General features: G+C 57.1%; 21 protein-coding genes and 1 tRNA gene. 11 read left to right on the top strand and 11 right to left on the bottom strand.

Features of this window, described 5'->3' with window-relative positions:
- Positions 1-2: 2 nt before the first annotated feature.
- A complete protein-coding gene (locus AC2FJC_RS21330) occupies positions 3-758 on the bottom strand; it encodes a class II aldolase and adducin N-terminal domain-containing protein (protein WP_496741468.1) in 756 nt (251 codons plus the stop codon).
- A gap of 118 nt (positions 759-876) precedes the next feature.
- On the opposite strand from AC2FJC_RS21330, the gene AC2FJC_RS21325 reads away from it, so the two are divergent.
- The 5 genes from AC2FJC_RS21325 to AC2FJC_RS21305 all read left to right on the top strand — a co-directional run bounded on the left by AC2FJC_RS21325 (position 877) and on the right by AC2FJC_RS21305 (position 6,645).
- On the top strand, positions 877-1,752 hold the full coding sequence (locus tag AC2FJC_RS21325; protein ID WP_496741466.1) for a LysR substrate-binding domain-containing protein: 876 nt from the start codon (positions 877-879) through the stop codon (positions 1,750-1,752).
- A 144-nt stretch (positions 1,753-1,896) separates the two neighbouring features.
- Positions 1,897-3,699, top strand: a complete 1,803-nt coding sequence (ade, locus tag AC2FJC_RS21320) for an adenine deaminase (protein WP_496741464.1) — start codon at positions 1,897-1,899, stop codon at positions 3,697-3,699.
- Positions 3,696-5,159: an AMP nucleosidase gene (locus AC2FJC_RS21315; protein WP_496741462.1), complete on the top strand. Its 1,464-nt coding sequence runs from the start codon at positions 3,696-3,698 to the stop codon at positions 5,157-5,159. Before ade ends, AC2FJC_RS21315 begins: the two co-directional genes overlap by 4 nt.
- 130 nt (positions 5,160-5,289) lie before the next feature.
- Entirely contained in the window at positions 5,290-5,577 is a 288-nt protein-coding gene (locus AC2FJC_RS21310) for an HU family DNA-binding protein (protein WP_039533371.1), read from the top strand.
- A 234-nt stretch (positions 5,578-5,811) separates the two neighbouring features.
- Complete coding sequence (locus tag AC2FJC_RS21305) at positions 5,812-6,645, top strand: hypothetical protein (RefSeq protein WP_496741460.1); 834 nt, start codon at positions 5,812-5,814, stop codon at positions 6,643-6,645.
- Between the two features lie 81 nt (positions 6,646-6,726).
- On the opposite strand, the gene AC2FJC_RS21300 is transcribed toward AC2FJC_RS21305, so the two are convergent.
- Entirely contained in the window at positions 6,727-7,923 is a 1,197-nt protein-coding gene (locus AC2FJC_RS21300) for a BCCT family transporter (protein WP_496741480.1), read from the bottom strand.
- Between the two features lie 181 nt (positions 7,924-8,104).
- Here AC2FJC_RS21300 and AC2FJC_RS21295 point away from each other — a divergent pair, with 181 nt between their 5' ends.
- Positions 8,105-8,992, top strand: a complete 888-nt coding sequence (locus tag AC2FJC_RS21295) for a DMT family transporter (RefSeq protein ID WP_496741458.1) — start codon at positions 8,105-8,107, stop codon at positions 8,990-8,992.
- Here AC2FJC_RS21295 and AC2FJC_RS21290 read toward each other — a convergent pair.
- Positions 8,968-9,489, bottom strand: a complete 522-nt coding sequence (locus AC2FJC_RS21290; protein WP_496741456.1) for a glutathione peroxidase — start codon at positions 9,487-9,489, stop codon at positions 8,968-8,970. The two genes, AC2FJC_RS21295 and AC2FJC_RS21290, sit on opposite strands and share 25 nt — an antisense overlap.
- A 145-nt stretch (positions 9,490-9,634) precedes the next feature.
- Here AC2FJC_RS21290 and msrB point away from each other — a divergent pair, with 145 nt between their 5' ends.
- Positions 9,635-10,084, top strand: coding sequence for a peptide-methionine (R)-S-oxide reductase MsrB (msrB, locus tag AC2FJC_RS21285; protein WP_496741454.1), 450 nt, complete (start codon positions 9,635-9,637; stop codon positions 10,082-10,084).
- Positions 10,081-10,590: a peptide-methionine (S)-S-oxide reductase MsrA gene (gene msrA, locus AC2FJC_RS21280; protein WP_496741452.1), complete on the top strand. Its 510-nt coding sequence runs from the start codon at positions 10,081-10,083 to the stop codon at positions 10,588-10,590. The genes msrB and msrA overlap by 4 nt, the downstream gene beginning before the upstream one ends.
- A gap of 30 nt (positions 10,591-10,620) precedes the next feature.
- Here msrA and AC2FJC_RS21275 read toward each other — a convergent pair whose 3' ends face one another.
- From AC2FJC_RS21275 to AC2FJC_RS21245, 7 genes are all read right to left on the bottom strand, one after another.
- The gene (locus AC2FJC_RS21275) at positions 10,621-12,624 is read right to left on the bottom strand and encodes a hydantoinase/oxoprolinase family protein (RefSeq protein WP_496741450.1); all 2,004 of its coding nucleotides are present in this window, start codon (positions 12,622-12,624) and stop codon (positions 10,621-10,623) included.
- A gap of 72 nt (positions 12,625-12,696) precedes the next feature.
- Complete coding sequence (gene queG / locus AC2FJC_RS21270) at positions 12,697-13,734, bottom strand: tRNA epoxyqueuosine(34) reductase QueG (RefSeq protein WP_496741448.1); 1,038 nt, start codon at positions 13,732-13,734, stop codon at positions 12,697-12,699.
- Positions 13,735-13,814: 80 nt separating this feature from the next.
- Complete coding sequence (fzlA, locus tag AC2FJC_RS21265) at positions 13,815-14,480, bottom strand: FtsZ-binding protein FzlA (RefSeq protein ID WP_058275204.1); 666 nt, start codon at positions 14,478-14,480, stop codon at positions 13,815-13,817.
- 58 nt (positions 14,481-14,538) lie between these two features.
- Positions 14,539-15,273 carry a monofunctional biosynthetic peptidoglycan transglycosylase gene (gene mtgA / locus AC2FJC_RS21260; RefSeq protein ID WP_496741446.1) on the bottom strand — a complete coding sequence of 245 codons (735 nt, stop codon included), beginning with the start codon at positions 15,271-15,273 and terminating at the stop codon, positions 14,539-14,541.
- A gap of 161 nt (positions 15,274-15,434) precedes the next feature.
- The gene (gltB, locus tag AC2FJC_RS21255; protein WP_496741444.1) at positions 15,435-19,967 is read right to left on the bottom strand and encodes a glutamate synthase large subunit; all 4,533 of its coding nucleotides are present in this window, start codon (positions 19,965-19,967) and stop codon (positions 15,435-15,437) included.
- Positions 19,964-20,398 carry a GFA family protein gene (locus tag AC2FJC_RS21250; RefSeq protein ID WP_496727322.1) on the bottom strand — a complete coding sequence of 145 codons (435 nt, stop codon included), beginning with the start codon at positions 20,396-20,398 and terminating at the stop codon, positions 19,964-19,966. Before AC2FJC_RS21250 ends, gltB begins: the two co-directional genes overlap by 4 nt.
- A gap of 26 nt (positions 20,399-20,424) precedes the next feature.
- The gene (locus tag AC2FJC_RS21245; RefSeq protein WP_496737318.1) at positions 20,425-21,858 is read right to left on the bottom strand and encodes an NAD(P)-dependent oxidoreductase; all 1,434 of its coding nucleotides are present in this window, start codon (positions 21,856-21,858) and stop codon (positions 20,425-20,427) included.
- 229 nt (positions 21,859-22,087) lie between these two features.
- Between AC2FJC_RS21245 and AC2FJC_RS21240 the strand changes: the two genes are divergently transcribed.
- Positions 22,088-22,891: an undecaprenyl-diphosphate phosphatase gene (locus AC2FJC_RS21240; protein WP_496741442.1), complete on the top strand. Its 804-nt coding sequence runs from the start codon at positions 22,088-22,090 to the stop codon at positions 22,889-22,891.
- Here AC2FJC_RS21240 and AC2FJC_RS21235 read toward each other — a convergent pair whose 3' ends face one another.
- Positions 22,892-23,875 carry a complex I NDUFA9 subunit family protein gene (locus AC2FJC_RS21235; protein WP_496741440.1) on the bottom strand — a complete coding sequence of 328 codons (984 nt, stop codon included), beginning with the start codon at positions 23,873-23,875 and terminating at the stop codon, positions 22,892-22,894.
- Between the two features lie 198 nt (positions 23,876-24,073).
- On the opposite strand from AC2FJC_RS21235, the gene AC2FJC_RS21230 reads away from it, so the two are divergent.
- Both AC2FJC_RS21230 and AC2FJC_RS21225 read left to right on the top strand, forming a co-directional pair.
- A tRNA-Leu gene (locus tag AC2FJC_RS21230) sits at positions 24,074-24,160 on the top strand.
- Positions 24,161-24,497: 337 nt separating this feature from the next.
- Positions 24,498-25,325: CAP domain-containing protein (locus AC2FJC_RS21225; protein WP_496741438.1), on the top strand; the 828-nt coding region annotated here is incomplete at its 3' end.

The raw sequence follows: 25,325 nt of genomic DNA, 5'->3' as shown, positions 1-25,325 counted from the left end.
GGTCAGGTGGCGTAGTCCGAGCCTTCGTCATCCAGCAAGGCTTTGATCTCCCGCAGATGTGCTTCGGCCTGATCAGGATAGTCTTCCAACTCTTGCGCGGTCTTCTCGGCAACCTCTTCCGAAAGCACGCGCAATCGTTGTCCCGTCTGCAGCGCGCGGATGTAGGTTTCCGCTGCGCGTTCAAAATAATAAAGCCTGTTAAAGGCATCTGCCGGGTCACTGCCGATCACAAGAACACCGTGATTGCCCATGATCATGACCTTTTTCTTAGGGTCCGACAGCATCGACGCACAGCGTTCACCTTCGCTTTCAAAGGCGAGGCCTCCGAACTCTTCATCCACGACGTATCGGTCGTAGAACGTGGCCGTATTCTGATCGATCGGCGGCAATGTGCTATCCGCCAACGATGCAAGGACCGTCGCAAAGATCGAATGCACGTGCATGACGCAACGTGCGTGCGGGCAGTGACGATGAATTGATCCATGCAGACCCCAAGCCGTCGGATCCGGGGCACCGGGTTGGTTCATCACCTCGGCGTCATTGGCATCCAACAGCAGCAGATTTGATGCTTTGACTCGCGCAAAATGCATCTGGTTCGGGTTCATCAGGAACTGGGTGCCTTCCGGGTTCACCGCCAGACTAAAATGGTTGGCGACACCTTCGTGCATGTTCAGCCGCTCGACCCAGCGAAAGGTTGCAGCCAGATCAACACGTTCGGCCCAGTGGTCGATATTGGCGCGCAGGTTGGTAACAGTCATTCCGGGCTCCTTTGCGGATAGCTGAGGACTTTCGGAAATCGTGCCTGCGGCATCAAAAATTGACCAACGAAAAAAACGCAACTATTCCATTAGCTGAACTAATGGCAAGGTTATACACATGCAGAAACCACTTCCCCCGCTGGGTTGGCTCCGCACGTTCGAGGCGGCGGCGCGGCACTTGTCCTTTACCGGCGCAGCCCGGGATCTGAACATGACGCAAAGCGCGGTCAGCCAGCAGATCAAGTCCTTGGAGGGGTACCTTGGCCAGCCTTTGTTTTTGCGTCGCCCACGCGCGTTGGAACTGACCGAAGCGGGCATCACGTATCTTCCAGTGGTGCGCGAGGCATTTCGGACACTCGTACGTGGAACTCAGGCCGTGACCGGCGCTCAGCAGAACGCCGTTCAGGTTCAAAGCAACATCACCTTTGCCGTGAATTGGTTGGCGCCCAGACTGCCGAAATTTCGGGTACAGCATCCCGAGGTGCAGCTGAATATCTTTACTGAGCTTTGGGAGCCGCGCGAAATGGCCGAAGGGGCCGCCGTGGAAATCCGTTATTCACTACGACCGTCAGATACGGTTCGAACCGAATTACTGAGAACTGATCACTACTATCCAGTCTGTGCGCCGGGCTATCACGTGACGTTGGAAGACCTGCAACAACACCCGCTTTTTGACTGCTCGAACCTGCTGTCGAATTGGCTGGGTTGGGCTGAAGAACAGGGTCTAAATTGGGCAAATCCTGCAATCACTTATTCGACGACCTACTTGGTCAGCTTGTCCGTAGCCATGGCTGGCGGAGGGCTGTGTCTGGCGCATGACACCATTGCCAGTGACCTGATTGCGCAAGGTCGTTTAGTAGCCCCGTTCGCCCATCGCGCACCCATGCCCGAAGCCTATTATCTGCTTCTGTCACCGCGCGCCGAAGAAAGCCCCCGCGCCATAGCGTTTGCCAATTGGGTTCGCCGCGAGCTGGAGCATGATACACAGAAATAACCGAGGGTTGCTCCCGCCCATCATCGATGCCCTGCCGGGCGTCTCTTCTGGTTGGGCAGTGCAGCGCTGACGCGCTGCGTGACGGTTTGATGATACCTGTTCACAAGGGGTTGAACCTTCCTGCGCATTCGGGAAAGTTGGGCCATGGAACACACACCCTTCCCTAGTTGGCCCGATGTCGCCCTCCGTTTGATTGCCGTAGCCGCAGGTCGCGAAGCTGCAGATTCGGTCATTCGCGGTGGAATCTGGGTGAATGTGCACAGCCGCGAATCCCTTCCGAACCATGACATTGCGATCGCTGATGGGCGCATCGCTTATGTCGGACCCGATGCATCACATTGCACCGGCCCAGAGACTCAGGTGATCGAGGCCGCCGGGCGCTATATGATCCCCGGCCTGTGTGATGCCCATATGCATATCGAATCGGGCATGCTGACACCGGCTGAATTTGCCCGCGCTGTCATTCCGCATGGAACCACCAGCATGTTCACCGACCCGCATGAGATTGCAAATGTCCTTGGCCTGGACGGCGTGCGCATGATGCATGACGAGGCGATGATGCAACCGGTGAACATCTTTACTCAGATGCCGTCCTGCGCCCCATCTGCGCCGGGATTAGAAACGACGGGGTACGAAATCACCGCCGAAGACGTGGCCGAAGCGATGAGCTGGCCAGGCATTATTGGCTTGGGCGAGATGATGAACTTTCCGGGTGTCATCAACGGCGACCCAAAGATGCTGGCGGAAATCGCCGCCACACAACGCGCCGGGAAAACCGTAGGCGGACACTACGCATCGCCTGATTTAGGGCCTGATTTTGCCGCCTATGTTGCCGGAGGTCCGGCGGATGATCACGAAGGCACCTGCGAGGCTGACGCGATCGCGCGTGTTCGGCAGGGGATGCGCTCGATGATGCGGCTGGGCTCGGCCTGGTATGACGTGGAAAGTCAGATCACGGCTGTAACGGAAAAAGGTCTGGACCCGCGCAACTTTATCCTGTGCACCGACGATTGCCACTCAGGCACGCTGGTCAATGACGGCCATATGAATCGTGTGGTTCGGCACGCCATCGCTTGCGGATGTGATCCGCTGATTGCCCTGCAAATGGCAACGATCAACACGGCGACCCACTTCGGGCTAGAGCGTGAGATCGGCTCGATTACACCGGGGCGGCGCGCGGATATTATCCTCAGCTCGGACCTGAAGGAACTGCCCGTCGACACCGTGATTGCGCGCGGTCAGATCGTGGCAGAAAACGGTAAAATCACCGTTGATTGCCCGCACCTCAACTGGCCTGATACCGCCCGGAACACCGTGCATCTGGGGCATACCCTGACCGCTGCCGATTTCGAAATCCAAGCACCTGCAGGGGCAAACCGTGTGCAGGCCAACGTGATCGGCGTGGTGGAAAACCAGGCTCCGACCAAAGCTCTGAAGGCTGAACTGCCGATCATCGAAGGATTGGTCGAGGGCGACGACGATGTCTGCCAGATCGCGCTGGTTGAACGGCACCGGGCGACGGGTGGCGTGACGAACGCATTCGTTTCCGGATTCGGATATCAGGGCAAAATGGCCATGGCCTCGACCGTGGCGCATGACAGCCATCACATGATCGTTGTCGGCACGGATCGCGAACAGATGGCACTGGCCGCAAACAGGCTGACCGAAGTAGGTGGCGGCATCACCATATTCCGCGATGGGGAAGAATTGGCGCTGGTCGAACTGCCCATCGCAGGCCTGATGTCAGACAGCCCCGCCGCAACTGTGGCCGCCAAAGCCGAAGACATGGTCGCCGCGATGGAGGCCTGTGGCTGCACCCTCAACAACGCATATATGCAGCACTCACTTTTGGCACTGGTCGTGATTCCGGAATTGCGGATATCGGATCTGGGCCTGGTGGATGTGCGCACCTTTGAAAAAATCGATCTTCTGGAACCACTTGCATGACAATAATAAAAACACCCGACGCACCTAAACCGGAACAATTCACCGACCCCAAAGCGGCGGTCGTTCGGTTGGAAGCGCTCTATGAACAAGCAACCCGCTTTCTGTGCGACAGTTTCTCGGCAGCCATTGAACACGGCGCACCAACGGCGCGGTTCAGAGCCTATTACCCGGAAATTCGCATCAGAACGTCATCCTATGCGCATGTCGACAGCCGTCTGAGTTTTGGCCACGTCTCAGAACCCGGTATTCATGCCACAACGGTTACGCGGCCGGATTTGTTTCGGTCCTATTTGACCCAGCAGATCGCGTTGTTGATCAAGAACCACGACCAGCCGGTTACGATTGGGCCGTCCGACACACCGATCCCGGTGCATTTCGCGGTTGCCAACAATCCCGATCTGCACGTTCCGCAACAGGGCGCGGCCGGGTTCACGTTGCGCGATGTCTTCGACGTTCCCGACCTGACCACGACCAACGATGATATCGTCAACGGGGTGTACGACCACGAGGATGAAGCCGGCCCGCTGGCCTTGTTTACTGCCCAACGCGTCGACTATTCGCTGGCCCGGCTTGCGCATTATACCGCGACGGATCCCAGCCATTTCCAGAACCATGTCCTGTTCACGAACTACCAGTTCTACGTCTCCGAGTTCGAGAATTACGCGCGCGCGCAATTGGCCGATCCGAACAGCGGTTATACAAGCTTCGTCTCGACCGGGAATGTCGAGATCACTGACTCCGAGGAAGAATTAACTCAACCGCTGAAGCTTCCGCAAATGCCGACCTATCACCTGAAGCGCGAGGATGGGTCCGGGATAACACTGGTCAATATCGGGGTTGGGCCGTCGAACGCGAAAACGGCAACAGATCACATCGCCGTTCTGAGGCCCCACGCCTGGCTGATGGTCGGTCACTGTGCCGGTCTGCGCAACACGCAGGCGCTAGGCGATTTTGTTCTGGCCCATGCCTATCTGCGCGAGGACAAGGTGCTGGACGATGACCTGCCAGTCTGGGTTCCGATCCCGCCACTGGCCGAGGTTCAGGTCGCGCTTGAGAGCGCGGTGGCCGAGGTCACCGAGTTGGAAGGGTACGAGCTTAAGCGGATCATGCGGACCGGCACCGTCGCCTCGGTCGACAACCGCAATTGGGAACTGCGCGACCAGTCCGGCCCGGTGCAGAGGCTCAGCCAATCCCGCGCCATCGCGCTGGATATGGAAAGCGCAACCATCGCCGCAAACGGCTATCGGTTCCGCGTTCCATACGGCACGCTCTTGTGTGTGTCAGACAAACCACTGCACGGCGAATTAAAGCTTCCGGGTATGGCTTCTGCCTTTTATACCACTCAGGTAAGTCGCCATCTGGCCATCGGAATTCGGGCGATGGAGCACTTGCGTGGCATGCCGCTAGAGCGTCTGCACAGCCGGAAATTGCGTTCTTTCGACGAAACAGCCTTTCTCTGAAGCAAAAAAGCAACGTTTTCCCCATATTTTTAGGGTTTTCCGCGCTACTATTCGTTGTGTTCGCCCACAATATCCCGTTACAGTTACGCGGTGAGGCCCTATGTATCGGGCACGTTAAGGAGACCAAGAAATGGCAAAGCCTATGACAAAGACTCAGCTGGTGGCTGCTCTCGCTGAGGAAATGGGAACCGACAAGAAAGCTGCAAACGCAGCGTTGGAGGCCATGACCGGCCTGATCACCCGCGAAGTTTCCGCCGGCGGCGCAGTGACCCTGCCTGGCGTTGGCAAAATCTACTGCCGCGAGCGCCCCGAGCGCATGGTGCGCAACCCCGCCACCGGCGAGCAGTTCAAGAAAGAAGCCGACAAAGTGGTCAAGATGACCATCGCGAAAGCTCTGAAGGACAGCGTGAACGGCTAATCTCAGCTTTCATTGCAAACGATAGAGGGTCGCCTTCGGGGGGCCCTTTTTCTTTGTTCGCCTGTTGGGACGAATTTTGGCCCACCCGATAGATTTCGATGTACTTTGCGGGTTACCCGTCTAGTTGTTGAATAACAACATTTGAATTCATCGATCGGTTTGAAAAACGTGACGCACTCCTTCCCCAAAATCTCGTCTCTCGCGATTGCTTTTTCTCTAACCTGGACAACTCAGTTGGCTGCGCAACCTGTTGGTTGGGGCTTTCAGGTTGATGGGCTTGCGGCGTATCAAGGCAGCGCATCCTTAAGCGGAGGTGGCAATTTCTCTGCAAGTCGTGCCTTTATTCGTGGCGGTTCGCTGTATAATACCGGCGATGGTACGTCATTTGGCCTGTCCATAAGCCTTGGGCAATTTGACTACGACTTCAGTCAGACTGACAATCAACCATGGACCGACATACGCGATATCCGGATCTCGTTTCCGGTACGCGCGCGCGTCGGTGAAAAGGCACAACTGTTTATATCCCCACAAATCAGATGGGATTATCAAAGTGGTATAGACGCGTCTGATGGGCGGACTTACGGGGTTTTTGCCGGTCTGGCTTGGGAAGTCAGTAGCCGCTTGACGATTGGACCTGCATTCGGCGTATTTTCCCAACTCGAGGAAGAAGGTGTGGACTTTTTTCCGGCTCTTCTGGTGGATTGGGACATCAATGACCGTTGGAATCTGAATACGGGATCAGGGATTGGCGCAACCAGAGGACCGGGGCTGACACTGAGTTATGCCATGACTGACACAATAAACCTGTCTTTGGCTGCGCGCTCTGAACGCATCCGCTTTCGCCTGGATGACCAAGGTCTTGCGCCGGATGGCGTTGGGGAAGACAAGAGCATCCCGGTTGTATTGGCCTTGGATTATAGCCCAAATCCCGGAGTTTCTCTAAACGTTTTTGCCGGAGCTGAATTCGATGGTCGGCTTACTCTGGATGACGAAAATGGAAGTGAGATTAGCCGGCAATCTTACGACACTGCACCGCTTGTCGGTTTTGCGTTCCGTTTTCGGTTCTGACTTTTCCAAAATAGAACTTCAAGACCACGGAAAACGGGCGCCGGATTAGGCGCCCGTCTGTTCTTTAACTCCGTTCGGCAATCAGTGAACCGTCTCAACCTTGTGGAAGTCCAGATCACGATCTTCGGGCATTGAATCGATGCTCAACACCTCTTTGCGTTTGGTGATCAGGATGTAGACCACGCAGGCCAAATAGAGGCCAACGACCACCGCTCCGATCCATTGGATCTGCAGCCACTGGCTCTGGAACAACAGGGTCAGGACAAACAGCAGCGCGACGTTGCCTGCAACGTAGATCGCCTTGCCGAACCGCTCGACTGTCAGGTTCAGGTTGTCCGTATAGAGCCTAATCAGCGAGTCCAGCGAGTTGATCACAAAGGTCACGCCCACGATCACCATCGCGATGTTGGTGATGCCCGCAGTGCTGATGCCGTTCAGGTGATAGTAGTAGAGAACGGTGAACCAGATTCCCAACGGGATCGACGGGAAAATCAGCAGCGCCGCCAGCAATTGCCAAGTTTTCAGACCACCGACAAAGCGAGAGGTGAACTGGCCAATCATGATCGACCACGCGAACCACCAGAACAAATAGAAGGCGTGATAGTCGGTCAGCGGCAGGACAAACTTATGCAGGTTGGCAAAGTAAGCGCTGATGTTGCTGCCGGTTTCAACAAATCCGGTCATGCCCATGCCAGCCGCGACCCACATTCCGATGATCAGTGCCAGAAACAGGAAGGTCGATCCAACTGACAGGATACGGACGTATTTCAGGTCGGTCGAAGAATAGGCCGCTGCCAAAATGACCACGAATACGATGATGTAGAAGGTTGTAACCACGGATTCGCCGTCTCCGACCTCGGGCAGATAGCCGGGCAGGTAGATCAGGAACAGGCTGGCGGTGAAGGCACAGGTACCGATGATGACCACGTTGTTGATCAACTTGACTAGCGGGATCTCGAAGAACTTCACGCGCGGTTCGATGACGCAGAAATAGAACGCCGTCAGGAAGTAGAAGGCCCAGATCAGGAAGCCCCAGAACCCGAACTCGATGGCCAGCGGGTTCGCAAAGGCATAGGCCGGTTCCTCGGCATAGCCGCCAAACTCGGTCAGCGGGAACATGATCAGGCCGACATCCAGACCGGACGTGAACAGGATCGCGATGAAGGTGAACAGATGCACTGGCGTGACGCCCACGCAACGCAGGTTCCACCATTTCACGACGAAGAAAGCGACCAGGCCCAATGCCAGCAGGACGCCGAAAGACAGAATATACTCCAAAAGCACCAACATACCTCCCTTGGTTAGTCAGAGTGCGGTTCGCATACCTTTAATTGACTGATCAATCAACAAACACTGCAATGCCGAATGTAACTGATGAGGCCTGTGGTTTTTTTGACGCGGGGCGCTTGCGCGTTTGAGATAATTCCGAAACAGTCGCGGCGTTTGGGAGAGCGTCATCATGGATCTGCGCGCCATAGCCATGGGGCTGGCATTTGCCTTCATCTGGTCGTCAGCCTTCACCTCGGCGCGGATCATCGTCGCCGATGCCTCGCCCCTTTTCTCACTGGCGCTGCGATTTTTGATCTCGGGATTGTTGGGGGTCGCAATTGCGCGGGCGATGGGCCAAAGCTGGAGGCTGACGCACGCGCAATGGTACGCAACCATTCTGTTCGGAATTTGCCAAAATGCCCTTTATTTGGGTCTGAATTTCTACGCAATGCAAACCGTACAGGCATCCGTTGCGGCGATTATTGCATCAACAATGCCCCTGATCGTGGCATTAGCCAGCTGGACACTGTTTCACGAAAAACTTCGACCACTGGGCGTGTTCGGATTGCTGGCGGGTTTCGCTGGCGTCGCATTGATCATGAGCAGCCGGATTAGCGCGGGCGCCGACCTGTTTGGCGTCATGCTGTGCGGGCTGGGTGCGCTGGCGCTCAGCTTTGCGACACTGGCTGTGCGCGGGGCAACATCCGGCGGCAATTTCATGATGGTGGTCGGGCTACAGATGCTGGTGGGCGCGGCAATTCTGTTCTTCGCGGCCCCCATATTCGAGACGATCTACATTCACCCGAACGTACCGTGGATGCTGGCCTTTGCTTATACGACACTGTTCCCTGGCTTGTTGGCGACACTGATCTGGTTCCATTTGTTGAACAGGATCGGCGCGATCCGAGCCGCAACTTTTCACTTTTTGAACCCGGTCTTTGGCGTCGCGGTCGCTGCTGCTCTGCTGGGTGAAAAGCTTGGTCCGATGGATGCGGTTGGCGTGGGCATCACAACGCTGGGAATTCTGGCAGTGCAGCTGTCTCGGCAGACCGATCAGCGTAGCAATGCCTCGACCTGACGCAAGAGCTTCGGTGAATCCGGTTTGACGTTCGAGCCATACGTCTCGACAACCTCGCCCGCTGGGTCAATCAGGATCTTGTTGAAATTCCACTTGGGGACAAAGCCCGTTTGCTGGGCAACAGCCCTATAAAACGGATGGGCACCGGCGCCTTTGACTGGGGTGATGTCGGTCATGGGCAAGGTCAGACCAAAATTCATCTCGCAGAATTGTTTCACTTCTTTCGCTGACCCCAGTTCCTGATTGAACGAATCCGAAGGGACGGCCAAAACCACGAGACCTCGATCAGCATAGGTGTCATGGATTTTTTGTAAGCCAGCGTATTGCCCCGTGAACCCGCAATGGGATGCCGTGTTCACAATCAGCACCGGCTGACCTCTCCACCCCTCAAGAGAAAGGGTTCCGCCGTCAATCGAGTCAAACTCACCGGTCAAAGGTGCAGCTTGAACAGCGCGGGCAACCAGCAATAGGACGGATAACAGAAGCAGTCTCAACATGGTGTTACCTCCTTTATTGTGAATTACGCGTGCGTTTGGCATTCGGATCACCCGCACGAGAACGCGAGCAGGCTGAAATATGATTTTGATTCTTGCCCCAGTATGCCCAAATAAAGGTCCAAGTCATATCAACACCGGAGAAGCCATGACCCGCTACACCAAAGACCCCGAGGCCATTGCCGCTCTTTCCCCTGAAGAATTTCACGTCACCCAACGCAGCGGGACCGAACGCCCCGGCACTGGAAAACTGTTGGGAAACAAGGAACCGGGCATATACGTCGATATCGTCTCGGGCGAACCGCTATTTGCCTCGACCCACAAATACGAATCCGGATGTGGCTGGCCAAGCTTTACCAAGCCCATCGTGCACGAGCATGTCGAAGAGATTGAAGATCGCACGCTTGGCATGATCCGGACCGAGGTCCGCTCGAAACATGGCGACAGTCATCTGGGGCACGTATTCCCCGACGGTCCACGCGAACACGGCGGGCTACGCTATTGCATCAACTCCGCCTCCTTGCGGTTCATTCATCGCGATGAGATGGAGGCCGAAGGGTACAGTGAATACCTGATCCATGTGGAGGATATCCAATGACCAATGAACGCGCTGTTCTGGCCGGGGGCTGCTTTTGGGGCATGCAGGACCTGATCCGTAAATTGCCCGGCGTTTCCAGCACCCGCGTCGGGTACACCGGCGGTGACGTGCCGAACGCCACCTATCGCAACCACGGCACCCATGCCGAAGGGATCGAGATCATTTTCGACCCAGCGCAAATTACCTATCGCGACCTGCTCGAGTTCTTCTTTCAGATTCACGACCCGACAACCGTTAACCGTCAGGGCAATGATCGCGGGATGAGCTATCGCTCGGCCATCTACTATGTGGACGACGCCCAGAAACAGTTGGCTGAGGACACGATTGCCGATGTGAACGCCAGCGGGATCTGGCCCGGCAAGGCTGTGACCGAGGTCGAACCCGTCAGCGATTTCTGGGAGGCTGAGCCCGAGCATCAGGACTACCTTGAACGTATTCCCAACGGCTATACCTGCCACTTCCCGCGCCCCGATTGGGTTCTGCCCAAGCGCAGCGCGGCTGAATAACCGAATTGGCCCTCCTTCCCGCGAGGGGGGCTAACCTGAGGCCACCCTTGGGCGTCCGCTGGCTTCGACCGTGATCATCGCTTCGACAAACACGTCCTGCGCTTCGATGCGCGCGGTGCGGATGTCGCGGTCGACGACCACCCGGATATCTGCGGCGCCGGCCTGCCGCACGGCGACCTCGGCCTGATCCCGCAGAACCGTCTCCAGCAGTTCCAAGGCCTTGTCGGATTCTGTGAAATCCTGCGGCCCCTCTTCCAAATGAACCCGGTAACGCCCTTCAGACGGTGATGTCACGGTTCCTGTTCGACGCAGCGTAAGCCGACCAACAACTGCTCCGATCGCGTTGGCCACACCGGCGTGTTCCGGCAGGATCATGGTGCAATGCAGGCGATCCCCGACAGCCGGATAATAGCTGGGGGCGGATGCGCCAAGACCCACGACATCCACGTTCAGCGATGCGTCCAGCGCGATTAGGCCGCGATGCTTTGCCAGCCCTTTTTGCGTCAACACGTGCCGGGCCAAGTCAGCAGGTGCAAGACCAAAACCGTCAGCTTCTTCGGCAAAAACAGTCTCTAATAAGGTCAAAGACGTCTGTTCGGTCAACTGATCCACGATCATCTGTGCCAGTTGTTCGGGGCTGCCGGCTAGCCTGTCACCCGTCCCCACACGTTTGCGCGCCACCAGTTCCAATGCCTTGTGGGCGGCTTCCGCGTCCCAGACATCCAATCGACCCAGAACATGGCTGGCATCCGATGGTGTCACACCCGACACCTGAACGATTCCGCGATCCACCAGACGCGACAGGGCACCGTTCTCCATGCGGGTGCGCAACAAATCACTCAGGGGCAGGACATTTTCGCCGAGCCTGTCCAACAAGGCCTCTTCGCGCGCACCCAACCCGTCGGCATTGATACCGGGAACACGGCGGGCAAACCGCGTGTCATGCTCTCCCACGGTTGTTGCCCGCAACTGTGTGTCCAGAACGGCGTGAACAACCTCGGGTGCTTCTGACGCGATCAGAGATACCGGCAGCACCCGTCGTGGCCCCAGAAATACGCCGCCGCCCAGCCCTTCGGTCACCACATGCACCTGGCTATCTCCACCCAGTCCGTGGGTGCGCATGGCAACCGCCTCAACCATCGTACGAAATCCGCCGACCTGCGCGCCCGCTGGGTCAATCGCGGGTTTGCCATCCCGAATCAGCGCAACATCCGTCGTGGTGCCGCCAATATCGGACACCAGTGCATTCTCGGCCCCCGTCAACCAGCTTGCCCCAACAATCGAGGCCGCCGGCCCGCTGAGGATGGTCTCAATCGGGCGTTCCCGCGCTTGTTCTGCGCTCATCAGGGCACCATCGCCGCGCACGACCATCATCGGTGCGGTGATGCCCAGATCAATCAAACGATCCTGCGCCCGACCGATCAAACGGTCGATCATACCGATCAAACGCGCATTCAAAACCGCCGTGACCGCGCGCTTCGGGCCGTTCAATTTGGCCGACAACTGATGAGAGCACGTAACCGGTGCCCCGGTTTTCTCGGCAATGACACGCGAGGCATGCAATTCATGCGCCGGGTTCCGCGTTGCGAACTGCGCGGCAACCGCAAACCCAGAAACATCTTTGTGCAACGCCAAAAAGGCTTCCAACGCATCGACATCCAATGGCGCCGCTTCACTCCCGGCATGGCTATGCCCGCCCCCAATCACCAGCGCCGGATCGCCCTTCAACGCATCCCGCAGCCCATGTTTCTCAAGGTCCGCTTCCTTAAACCCGATGTAAATCAGCGCGACTCGACCACCCTGCCCTTCGACCAAGGCATTTGTCGCCAGCGTCGTCGACAAAGACGCCATTGAGATCTGATCCGGCGACACCTGTGCTTGATCCAACACTGCCGAGATCGCCTGACCAACCCCAATGGCCAGATCGGCGCGCGTTGTCAGGGATTTAGCCGAGGCGATCACCTCTTTCTCGTCCCGGATCAGCACCGCATCCGTATAGGTTCCACCCGTATCCACCCCCAAAGCCAACGCCATCGGGATCTCCTTCCTGTTCGCTGTTCACGGGTGTAGCGGTTTGGACCGACACGTCCAGCCTGTTTGCGTCACTTACGACAATCGTTTCACCGCCCAGCGCGCTGCGTCCGCCACCGTTGGATCAGGATCATCGGCAAGCGACTGGGCCACAGCCATCAGATCAGTCTGTTGCGAGTTGCCAATTGCGTACAAAACATTGCGCACGAACCGATCCCGCCCAATTCGCTTGATCGGCGAGCCCGAGAACTTGGCCCGAAACGCTGCATCATCCAACACAGCAAGCTCGGCCAACGGCGGCGCTTTCAGATCATCACGTGCTGCATACCGCACATCGCTCGCTGCGATGGCGAATTTGTTCCACGGGCACGCGGCCAAACAATCGTCGCATCCATAAATTCGGTTTCCCAGCTTTGGGCGCAGCTCTTCGTCGACCGGCCCTTTATGTTCGATCGTCAGATATGAAATGCAACGCCGCGCATCCAACTGATACGGGGCGGGAAACGCATCCGTCGGACAGGCGCTCAAACACGCTCGACAATTGCCGCAATGGTCTGTTTCAGCCATGTCCGCAGGCAGGTCCAACGTCGTAAAAACAGAGCCTATAAAGGACCAATTTCCCCAATCACGGCTTACGAGATTGGTGTGTTTTCCCTGCCAACCCAAACCTGCCGCATGGCCCAAAGCCTTCTCTGGCACAGGCGCGGTATCAACAAAGACCTTTACCTCTCCACCAGCTTCCGCAATCAGCCAGCGCGCCAACCGCTTCAGCCGCTTCTTGACCAGATCGTGGTAATCCTTGTTCTGCGCATAAACAGAAATCGCCGCCTTGTCCGGATGCTGCAGCACTTCGGTCGGATCATGGTCAGGCGTATAGCTCTCGGCCAGCATGATGACCGACCGCGCCTCGGGCCACAATGCGGCCGGATCCCCGCGCCAATGGGTCCGCTCGGCCATCCACCCCATCTGCCCGTGATACCCGGCATCCAAAAACGCCTGCAAGCGTGACGGCACTTCGGGCACGTCCCAAGGTCGGCAAACACGGCAAGAGACAAATCCCTCGCTCAGAGCCTGCGCCACCAGCTTTTCTTTTAGACCTGATCCGCTCTTCATCTGGCTACAAGTACCCTCGGGGGTGAATTGGCCCACACCCGGCCAAGAGGGGGCAGTCAGCCCGCTACACCTTCACCCTATCAGAAATCCAGATCAGCGTAATGCGGTGGCGGTCGGAACCCAGGAACCTGATCTGCCAATATAGACCGGAACGCGGGTCGTGACTTGATCTTGGCATACCAATCCTTGACCGCCTGAGAACGGTTCCAATCTACGTCCGAGATGTAATCCAGCGCAGACAGATGCGCGGCAGCTGCAAAATCGGCCAGAGTCATTTGATCACCTGCCAGCCAGCGCCGGTGATCCAGCAGCCAAGCCATGTAGTCCAGATGATATTTGATCGCCTTTGCACCCGCCTTGACGTTTTTACTGTCGGGATAACCCTCGCCGGTAACCTTCTTGTTCACCCGCTCATACAGCAGTCGAGATGTGACCTCGTGATGGAACTTGTCATCGAACCAACCAACCAAACGCCGCACCTCGTACCGCGCTTCAGGTTTTTTTGGCATCAGCGGGGGTTCAGGGCGGGTTTCTTCGATATATTCACAAATGGCGGCGCTCTCCGCCATGACCTGCCCATCAAGACGCAACACCGGTACTTTTCCCGCAGGGTTGCGGCGCAGGAAATCCGGGTCTTGTTCCCAGTACCGCTCCTCGACCAGCTCAACTTCGATTTTCTTTTCCGCAAGCGACAGGCGCACCTTGCGGCAATACGGGGACAGGGGAACATGAAACAGACGCGCCATGGGCTTCCAATCGAACCAGTGAATACCCCCCAGCTTTAGCCTTGAGGGGCATAGGGTTTCAATCCTCGAAACAATCCGCGCGACCATCTGCGCGGATGGTGGCCGCCCCATCCCGGATGGATGCCGCACGTCTGCGGGTTCGAACCGACGGATCTGTGACGGATCTGTTGCGGGGGGACGGCAGGATCGCCGCCAATCGGGCCGCCTGGACCGACGACAACTTGGACGCACTCGTTCCATAATATCGCTGCGCTGCCGCTTCGACCCCGAAGACCCCCTGACCGGTTTCGGCAACGTTCAGATATACTTCGAGGATTCGCTGCTTGCTCCAGAAGATTTCGACGACGGGTGTAATCGACGTTTCGAGCGCTTTGCGCACCCAACTGCGCCCTTGCCACAGGAACACGTTCTTCACGACCTGCTGGGTAATGGTCGAGGCCCCCCGGCTACCGCCGTCTTCCAGCGCTTCGCGGATTGCTTCAACGTCAAAGCCCCAATGCAGGCAGAAATTCGCGTCCTCGGCGGCCACGGCAGATCTGCCCATAACCGGGGCAATTTCTTCGATCGACACCCACTCGCGCTCGACCTTCCCCAATCTTCGCCATTCCGACCAGATTGTATGAGTCACCGGCGGATTAACCACCGAGTAAAGCAGGACCAAACCCACGACAAAAGCCACAACGCCCAAGGCGATGCGTGTTACCCAACGACGAATCCGCGGAACCAGTGGCCTTTTTGATTTCGACGCCTTGCTTTTCTTTTTGCTCGACTTGCGCGCTGCTGTTCTTGCCATTTTGTTGCTATACGACGCTGTGGCCGGGTTTGGAACGGTTTATCTTGCCTGATCTGAGCGTTGCGCGGGTATGCAATCTTAAGCAAGGCCGGGACGTAAATTGAAAACCCCGCGTGTCCTTGGTGACACGCGGGGTTCTGATTTGGTCTAACAACTTTCGCTTACTCGGCGGGAACAGCAGTTGCCTCGGTCGTCAGAGGATGGCTGAGCTTGTTCAGCATCTCTTTCGGGCAAACCTGCAGGAAGTTGGCCTTTTCGACCTCCCAATGCTGCAGAATGTCGGCGGCCTTACGGCTGTTGGTTTCAGCCTGATGGGTTTCGATCAGCGATTTCAACTGATTTTCCCAATGGTCGACAGTCACCGGGCAGGTCACCAGCGTTTCCATGTTCATCAGCTGCTCGGCCTTGCCTTCGGGGTCGTACAGATAGGCCATACCGCCCGTCATACCTGCGCCAAAGTTGGCACCAATGCCACCCAAGATCACCGCAATACCACCGGTCATGTATTCACAGCCGTTCGAGCCACAGCCCTCGATCACCACAGTGGCGCCCGAATTCCGAACCGCGAACCGCTCACCTGCGCGGCCAGCCGCAAACAGGTGGCCATCAGTTGCGCCGTAAAGAACGGTGTTGCCGATAATGGTGTTTTCGTCTGCTTTCAGCGGGCTGACCTGCGGCGGACGTACAACGATTGTGCCCCCGGACAGGCCCTTGCCGACATAGTCGTTGGCATCACCAGATACCTCAAGCTTCAGACCTGGGGCCGCAAAAGCCCCCAACGACTGACCGGCCGAGCCTTGCAGTTTCACATGCAGGTGGTCGGGCTGGAACGTGTTCCGCATCCCGAAATTCTGCACGATATGGCTGGAGACCCGTGTGCCCACGGTTCGGTGCGTGTTTTGAACAGCATAGGACAGCTGCATTTTCTCACCGTCTTTCAGGAACCGTGCAGCATCGCGCACAATTTCCGCATCAAGCGTATCGGGCACTGCATTGCGATCTCTGTCGCGGTTGTAGACGATGTTATGGGCACCATCGACGGTGATCAGCAGCGGGTTGAGGTCCAGATCATCCAGATGCGCTGAACCGCGACTGACCTGCGCCAGCAGATCTGCCCGCCCGATGATGTCGTCAATCGACCGCGCACCGAGGCTGGCCAGCAGCTCGCGCACTTCCTGTGCATAGAAGGTGATCAGGTTGACGACCTTATCGGCATTACCGGTGAACTTTGCCCGCAGGGATTCGTCCTGCGTACACACACCGACCGGGCAGGTGTTCGACTGGCACTGACGCACCATGATACAGCCCATCGCGATCAGAGCAGCGGTGCCGATACCGTATTCCTCGGCCCCCATCATCGCAGCCATGACGATATCACGACCGGTGCGCAAGCCACCATCGGTTCGCAGGGTCACGCGGTCGCGCAGGTTGTTCATCGCCAAAACCTGATGTGCCTCGGTCAGGCCCATCTCCCACGGCAGACCGGCATATTTGATCGAGGTCGCCGGAGATGCCCCGGTGCCACCATTGTGGCCCGAAATCAGGATCACGTCCGCTTTGGCCTTGGCCACACCGGCGGCAATCGTGCCAACACCCGAAGACGCCACCAGTTTCACGGTAACCTTACAGCGCGGGTTGATCTGTTTCAGGTCGTAGATCAGCTGCGCCAGATCCTCGATTGAGTAGATATCGTGGTGCGGCGGTGGAGAGATCAGGGTCACACCCTTGGTCGAATGGCGCAGTCGCGCAATCAGGTCGGTAACTTTCATGCCCGGCAGCTGACCGCCTTCACCGGGTTTGGCACCCTGAGCGACCTTAATCTCCAGTTCTTCACACTGATTCAGGTATTCGGCGGTCACACCGAACCTGCCCGAAGCGACCTGTTTGATCTTGGCCGACGGGTTGTCGCCATTGGGCTCCGGCACAAAATGTGCCGGGTCTTCGCCACCCTCGCCGGAGTCGGATTTCGCACCGATCCGGTTCATCGCCACGTTCAGCGTCTTGTGCGCCTCGGGCGATAACGCACCCAGCGACATGCCCGGCGTGACGAACCGCTTGCGGATCGAAGTGATCGACTCGACCTCTTCAATCGGGATTGGCTTGCCCAGCGGTTTAAAGTCCATCAGGTCACGCAGATGGATCGGCGGGTTCGACTGCATCTTGGCCGAGTATTGCTTCCACAGCTCATAGGACGCGCGGTTACAAGCCAATTGCATCATATGCATCGAGGTCGCTTCCCACGCGTGGGTCTCACCCGATTTACGCGCCTTATAGAACCCACCGATGGGCAGCACGTCCAGACCGCTATCCCATGCCTTGGCGTGGATCTCCTCGGCCTTCGTCTGAATACCCGTGACGCCGATGCCGGAAATCCGGCTGGTCATTCCAGGGAAGTATTCGGCCACCATCGCACGGCTCAGGCCAACGGCCTCAAAATTCAGGCCGCCGCGATAGGACGAGATTACCGAGATTCCCATCTTGGCCATGATCTTCAACAAGCCCTGATCGATCGCTTCGCGGAAGCGGGCGACATTTTCGGTCAGGGTCCCGTCCAAAAGGCCGCGATCAATACGGTCGGCCAGCGAATCCTCGGCCAGATAGGCGTTCACAACGGTCGCACCACAACCGATCAGAACGGCAAAATAGTGCGGGTCGACACATTCCGCCGAGCGTACGTTCAACGAACAGAATGTCCGTAGGCCCTGACGGGTCAGGTGTGAGTGCACCGCACTTGTGGCAAGGATCATGGGCATCGCCACACGACCTGCGCCCGAGTTCATGTCAGACAGCACCAGATGCCCAGCGCCGGACCGAACGGCCTCTTCCGCTTCGGCTCTAACACGGGCCAACGCCTCGCTTAGTGCGTTTTGGCCGGGCTCAAAGCTACAGTCGATCTCGGCCAGCGGGGCATCAAAGCTTTCAACCAGCTTGTCCCATTGCGCGTTGCCGACAAAGGGACTTTCCAGAACCACAATCTCGGTCTGGCTGCTGTCCTCATCCAGCACGTTCTTGAGGTTCGCAAACCGCGTCTTCAAAGACATCACGCGGTATTCGCGCAAAGAATCGATCGGCGGGTTGGTCACCTGGCTGAAATTCTGCCTAAAGAAATGGCTGAGCGGGCGGTATTGCTTGGACAGAACCGCCGAGGGCGTATCGTCACCCATCGAGGCCAGCGCCTCTTTGCCATCTTCCGCCATCGGGGCGAGGATCTGCTCCAGCTCCTCAACCGAATAACCAGCCGCGATCTGGCGCTTGCGCAGTTCCTCTCCTGAAAAGATCGGAGCTTCGGTCACACCTGCCAGCGTGGCATCCAGATCGTGAATCTTGCCGACCCATTCGCCAAATGGCAGCGCACGGGCCAGTTTGTTCTTGATCTGCGTGTCGCGGAACAACTTGCCCTTCTTCATGTCGACGGCCAGCATTTGACCCGGGCCAAGGGCGCCTTTTTCGGTCACGGTGGCCTCGTCAATCGGCACCATCCCGGCCTCGGACCCTGCGATCACCAAACCATCGCCGGTCACCACGTAGCGCATCGGACGCAGACCGTTCCGGTCCAGACCCGCACAAACCCAACGGCCATCGGTCATCGCCAGTGCGGCGGGGCCGTCCCACGGCTCCATCACCGAGTTGCAGTAGGAATACATGTCGCGCCACGCCTGCGGCAGTTCGACCGCCTGCTTGGACCAGCTTTCCGGCACCAGCATGGTTTTCGCCATTGGGGCAGACCGACCGGCACGGACAAGAACTTCAAAAACAGAGTCCAGAGCCGCCGAATCCGACGAACCACCTGCGATGATCGGCTTGATGTCCTCGGCATAGTCACCAAAGGTGCCGCTCGCCATGCGGATCTCATGGCTTTTCATCCAGTTGATGTTGCCCTTCAGCGTGTTGATCTCGCCGTTATGAGCCAGCATGCGGAAAGGCTGGGCCAGCCACCACTGCGGGAACGTATTGGTCGAATATCGCTGGTGGTAGATGGCAAAGGCACTTTCAAAGCGCTCGTCCATCAAATCGGGGTAGAACACCGCGACCTGCTCGGCCAGCATCATGCCCTTGTAGATGATCGACCGGCAGCTGAGCGAGGCCAGATACAGATCTGAAATCCCGGCGGCCAGTGCCGCCTTTTCGATGCGGCGACGGATCACATAAAGCTCACGCTCAAACGTGTCTTCATCCACACCTTTTGAGTTCGAGATCAGGATCTGCTCGATCTCTGGGCGGGTGGCGTTGGCTTTTTCACCCAAGCAGGTCACATCGACCGGCACATGACGCCAACCATAAATGTAATAGCCCATGCGTAGAACTTCGGTTTCCACGATGGTCCGGCACTGCTCCTGTGCGCCAAAGTCGGTGCGTGGCAAAAAGACCTGACCAACCGCAATCAGTTGATCCAGTCGCGGCTCATGTCCGGTGCGGCGGATCTGGTCATAGAAGAACGGAACCGGGATCTGCACGTGAATACCCGCGCCATCACCCGTCTTGCCGTCTGCGTCCACCGCACCGCGGTGCCAGATTGCCTTAAGCGCGTCGATCCCGGCATCCACCACCTTACGTGACGCCTTGCCATCAATCGAAACCACAAGACCTACGCCGCATGAAGAATGCTCTTCATCCTCAGAATAGAGACCATTTTCGGCCATCCATTTGCGCTTGGCTTCTTCTGCCCGCACCCAATCGGCATCATACTTGGTCATTGGCTGTCTCCTTCTTCCGGCAGGGCATACATGGCTTCGACCTCGGCTTTGGTCATCTGCCGGCGCTCTCCTGCGAACGCGTAGCCCTCGGGCTTTTTATCTATGTAAAGTTCAAGTTTCAGCGGGTTGCCGGTGTCGTCGAATAGACCGGCAGCCATTTGGGTTTGCCCGTGCATCTCGCCGGGCAAAGTGATCCGGTACCACAGCGCCGAGCCGCAGTCCGAGCAAAACGCCCGTTCGGCCCAATCTGACGAGGTGTAAGTCTTGACCGGTCCCAAGGCGGCATAACCGGGCTCGGCCGCGAAGGTCACCAGCATCGAACTGGTCCAGCGACGGCATTGATCACAGTGGCAGGCACCCAGCGATTCCCGCGCCGGGGTTGCGGTCACCGTAACCGCGCCGCACATGCATTGACCTTGCAATTCGGGCATCAGACCCTCCTGTCGCTGGGCTAGGATTATTCGGCTGCGATGGCAGCCTTGGCGTTGAAACGGTCGATAATCGCATCTGCGCAGTCACGACCGTCACGAATGGCCCATACCACCAGAGACGCACCGCGCACGATGTCACCAATGGCATAGACTCCGTCCATCTCGGTCGCGCCAGTCTCGAACGCTGCCTTGACGGTGCCCCAACGGGTGACGGGCAGGTCGGGCTGGCCGAACAGGGTGGGCAGGTCTTCAGGCTCAAAGCCCAGCGCCTTAATCACCAAATCGGCGTCTTCGACATAATCCGCGCCTTCGATCACTTCAGGTGCCTGACGGCCGGTCGCGTCGGGCTGACCCAGACGCATCTTCTGCACCATCACGCCTGCGACGGTGTCGTCGCCGGTAAAGCCCTTGGGCGCGCTCAGCCATTCGAACACCACGCCTTCTTCTTCGGCGTTTTGGGTTTCGCGCTGCGAACCCGGCATGTTCGCCCGGTCACGACGATAGAGGCATTTGACCGAAGTGGCACCTTGCCGGATCGAGGTCCGCACACAATCCATCGCGGTATCACCGCCACCAATAACGACCACCTTCTTGCCTTCGGCATTCAAGCGGCCATTGTCGAAATCTTCGACGTCATCGCCAAAACTTTTGCGGTTCGAGGCGGTCAGGAAATCGATGGCTTTTTCGATTCCAGCCAGACCGCTGCCGGGCATAGACAGATCGCGCGATTTGTACACGCCTGTCGCAATGATTACTGCATCATGCTTGGAGCGTATTTCCTCGAACTTGGCGGCATCGACGTCGCAATTCAGCACGAATTCTACACCACCATCTGCCAGCAGGTCATTTCGACGCTGAACAATGTCTTTTTCCAGCTTGAACCCCGGAATGCCGTACATCAGCAGACCGCCTGCGCGATCATAACGATCATAGACGGTGACCTGAATGCCCGCCCGACGCAGCATGTCAGCCGCAGCCAGACCGCCGGGGCCGCCACCGATGATGCCGACGCTTTCGCTGCGCTCGGCACCCGGAGAGGTGGGTTTCACCCAGCCTTTGTCCCAGGCGGTGTCGGTGATGTATTTCTCAATCGTGCCAATGGTGACCGTGCCGTGGCCCGATTGCTCGATCACGCAGTTGCCTTCACACAGGCGGTCCTGCGGGCAGATTCGGCCACAGATTTCGGGGAACGTGTTGGTGGCCTGACTGGTTTGGTAAGCTTCTTCCAGACGCCCCGTCGCCGTCAAATGCAGCCAGTCAGGGATGTTGTTGTGCAGTGGGCAATGCGACTGGCAGTATGGAACACCACATTGACTGCATCGGCTGGCTTGCTCCTTGGCCTTCTCTGCTGCGAATTCGGCGTAGATTTCATCAAAATCTTCTCTGCGGTCATCGGCGGCACGCTTTTCGGGCATGACGCGGTCGATCTGCACAAATTTCAGCATCGGTTGCTTGGCCACGGGTCAAACTCCATGAATTGGCTTGGTCACGTCTCTTTAAGAGATGAAAGATTGGATGAAAAGTCAACTGTACTGACCTAAATTCGAAAATCGAGGGGAAATTTGGTGGAGGTTTGAAATTAAATGCGATTTTTAGTTCCGATTCGGACCTATATGCACGCTTTCCTTTTCCACAGAGCACTTATACCCATTGGGCAAACAAAGACGTGACCACAACACGGCGGGGCAGATGGGTCTTTTTCAATTGATTCTCGCGGCGATTATTCAGGGTATCACTGAGTTTTTGCCGATCTCTTCATCTGGTCATTTGATACTGCTACCCAGCCTGACCGGACTGGACGATCAAGGCCTGGCCATCGACGTGGCCGTGCATGTGGGCACTTTGGGCGCTGTGATTCTGTATTTCTGGTCCGATGTGAAACAGGCGGTCTCCGGGCTGCCGCAGGCGTTGACCGGACGGGCCGACACACCACAGGCGCAGCTGGCAATGGGTCTGATCATCGCCACGATTCCCACCGTGATTGTCGGGGCTATCTTGTTCAAAACCGGCCTGATCGAGGCGTTTCGGTCAATGGCGGTCATTGGCTGGACCATGCTGGTTTTTGGCCTCGTTCTGTATTGGGCCGATCAAAAAGGACCGCAGACCAAAGAAGCAAGCGAATGGGGTCTGCGCGATGCGTTGATCATGGGGCTGTGGCAGGTTCTCGCCCTGATACCCGGAACATCCCGGTCCGGCATTACCATCACCGGCGCGCGCCAATTGGGCTATACGCGCGAGGATGGCGCTCGGCTCGCGATGTTGATGTCGATCCCGACCATTCTTGCCTCAGGCGTTTTGCTATCGGTCGATGTGATCCGCGAAGCGGACGCCCAATTGGCCCGAGACGGGGCAATCGCGGCCTTCTTTGCGTTTATCTCTGCCCTGTTGGCCCTGACCCTGATGATGCGCCTGCTGCGCAGTGTCAGTTTTACACCTTATGTCATTTACCGCGTGATCCTGGGCGCAATCCTTCTTGTGATTGCCTATAGCTGATCAGGTCCGCAGATTGTTGGCCGAGTTCTGAATGTCGTCGTACTGACCCGAAGGGCGGAACTTCCACAGGTAATCCGGCAGCACGGATTCCAGCGTCGCTGGCTCAATCCCAAGATCGGCAAATCCTTTGGCCCCGTCGGGCACAACATTGTCGCGGCGCAGGTTTTTCAGCTGATCGCGCGTCAGGATGTGGTTCGGGAACAACTGGAAGCTGGCGAATTTAACGATGTCCAAAACGCCAGCCATTATGCGGGCCACAAAGAAGGGCATTCCGATAATAACTCGACGACGGTGAATCACATCCAGCATCTGCTGCATCAGTGCGCGAAAGGTTTTCACCTCGGGCCCGCCCAATTCGTACACACCGGGCTCAGCGTGACCCAAAACACCCTGAACGGCTGCCTTGGCCACGTCATCCACATAGACCGGCTGGAACTTAGTGTCGGCGCCGACCAGCGGCAGGAATGGTCCCATCCGGGTCATCCCGGCAAACCGGTTGAAGAACTGGTCCTCGGTCCCGAAAATCACAGACGGGCGCAGGATAACTGCGTCTGACATATGGGTCAGCACACCGGCCTCTCCATGCGCTTTGGTACGGGAATAAGCGCTGTCGGATTCAGCGTCCGCTCCGATGGCTGAGATATGCACCATGCGCTCAATGCCCTGCTCAGCCGCCAATCGCGCGATCCGCTCGGCCCCTTCGGCCTGCACGGCGTCAAAGGCGTTCTTGCCAAGCTCGTTCAGCACGCCCACGCAATTCACTACCGCATCGGCCCCATGCATCGCGGCCGCGACCGAAGCATCGTCGCGAATATTGCACAAAATGGGTTCAACCTGACCAACCACGCCATACGGTCTGACAAACATCGCCTCATTTGGGCGCCGAACCGCCACCCGGACACGCCACCCCTCATACGCCATGCGCCGCGTAATATACCGACCGACAAATCCCGATCCGCCATAAATCGTGACCATTTTCGACATGAGAGGGCTCCTGCTTGTGGGTCCTCTTTCGATGTAGCTCTCTGAGCCTTTTCAAACAAGGCGCAATAACGCCGCGCACCAGCGAAAAAACCAACCAATTCAAGCTGAATTTGGATGCGAGGAAAAAACTTTCAAAAATCTTCCCGAATCTGGTTGACCCTCCCTGCCAGTGGGCTTAAACGCCCCTCCACGACACCTGCCCAGGTGGCGGAATTGGTAGACGCGCTAGCTTCAGGTGCTAGTGTCCGTATGGACGTGGAGGTTCGAGTCCTCTCCTGGGCACCAAATCCCCTACATTCAGTAGAAAAGCAGGCCACGGTATGCTGTTTTATTTACTCGAGTTTACTTGCGCTTGGTCGTTGTTAACGCATTCCTTGAGCATTTGAGAATCCTCTGCGAAACTGTGGCAAGTCGCGGAATATCATTGCCAACCTGGTACATGGGTTTTCTTGCGGTTTTCCGCTAACTGCAAAGGAAATGTAGCAGAGACCCGCTGTTTTTCTTCTACATCTCTATCCAGATTATTAGTGCCACAGTTCTGCCGCTATCCCAACCGACAATACAAAAAACGCGAAACACTTTAGGTAAGTCGATGTCACAGGCAGACTCTCTAGAACGAGATATGTTGGATCTGATTAACGCGGAGAGAGCTAAAGTTGGCGCGCCTCCGCTTGTTCTGGAACTTAATCTCAACGAAGCGTCCGAAGATCACAGTAAGTGGATGATTGCGACGGACATTTTTTCTCATACCGGTGTGAATAACTCGAATCCGGGAGCACGCATGGATGACGCCGGGTTCAATTTTAGCGGAAGCTACAGCTGGGCAGAAAACATTGCAGGAAGGTCCGTTCGAGCTCCTGACGGTTTCGATGACGAGGTTATCGGGCTTCACAATCAACTGATGAACAGTGATGGCCACAGGGCCAACCTGCTGAACCCTGATTTTGACTACGTTGGAATCGGTATCGAGATCGGAGAGTATCAGGGGCGCACTTGGGCATTTGTAACCCAGAATTTTGCCCGAACCGGAGGATCCGTTGATTTGGACACTGGTGGGGGTGCCCACAACCCTGGAAACGACGGTGAGACACAAACACCTTCAAATCAGCATTCTGTCGCACCGCCTGATCTTCCACGCAATCTAGCCGATGGCACTGAAGCGCTTGAGTATATTGCGTCTCATAACGACTTGATAGCTGCTTTCGGCGCCAACGCGGAGGCGGGTTTACGCCACTACGCGGATCACGGGTATCTGGAACAACGCAAAGTCACCTTTGACGGGTTGGAATATATCGCATCGTACGATGATCTGATACAAGCTTTCGGGGCAAATGCCGAGGCAGGAGCCAGCCATTTTATTATCCACGGTCGCGCGGAAGGACGCCAGCAGACTTTTGACGGGCTGGAGTACATCGCATCATACGATGATCTGATACAAGCTTTCGGGGCA

The organism is Ruegeria sp. CDSB117, from assembly GCF_059611005.1.
This window is presented reverse-complemented; position numbering and strand designations above follow the sequence as displayed.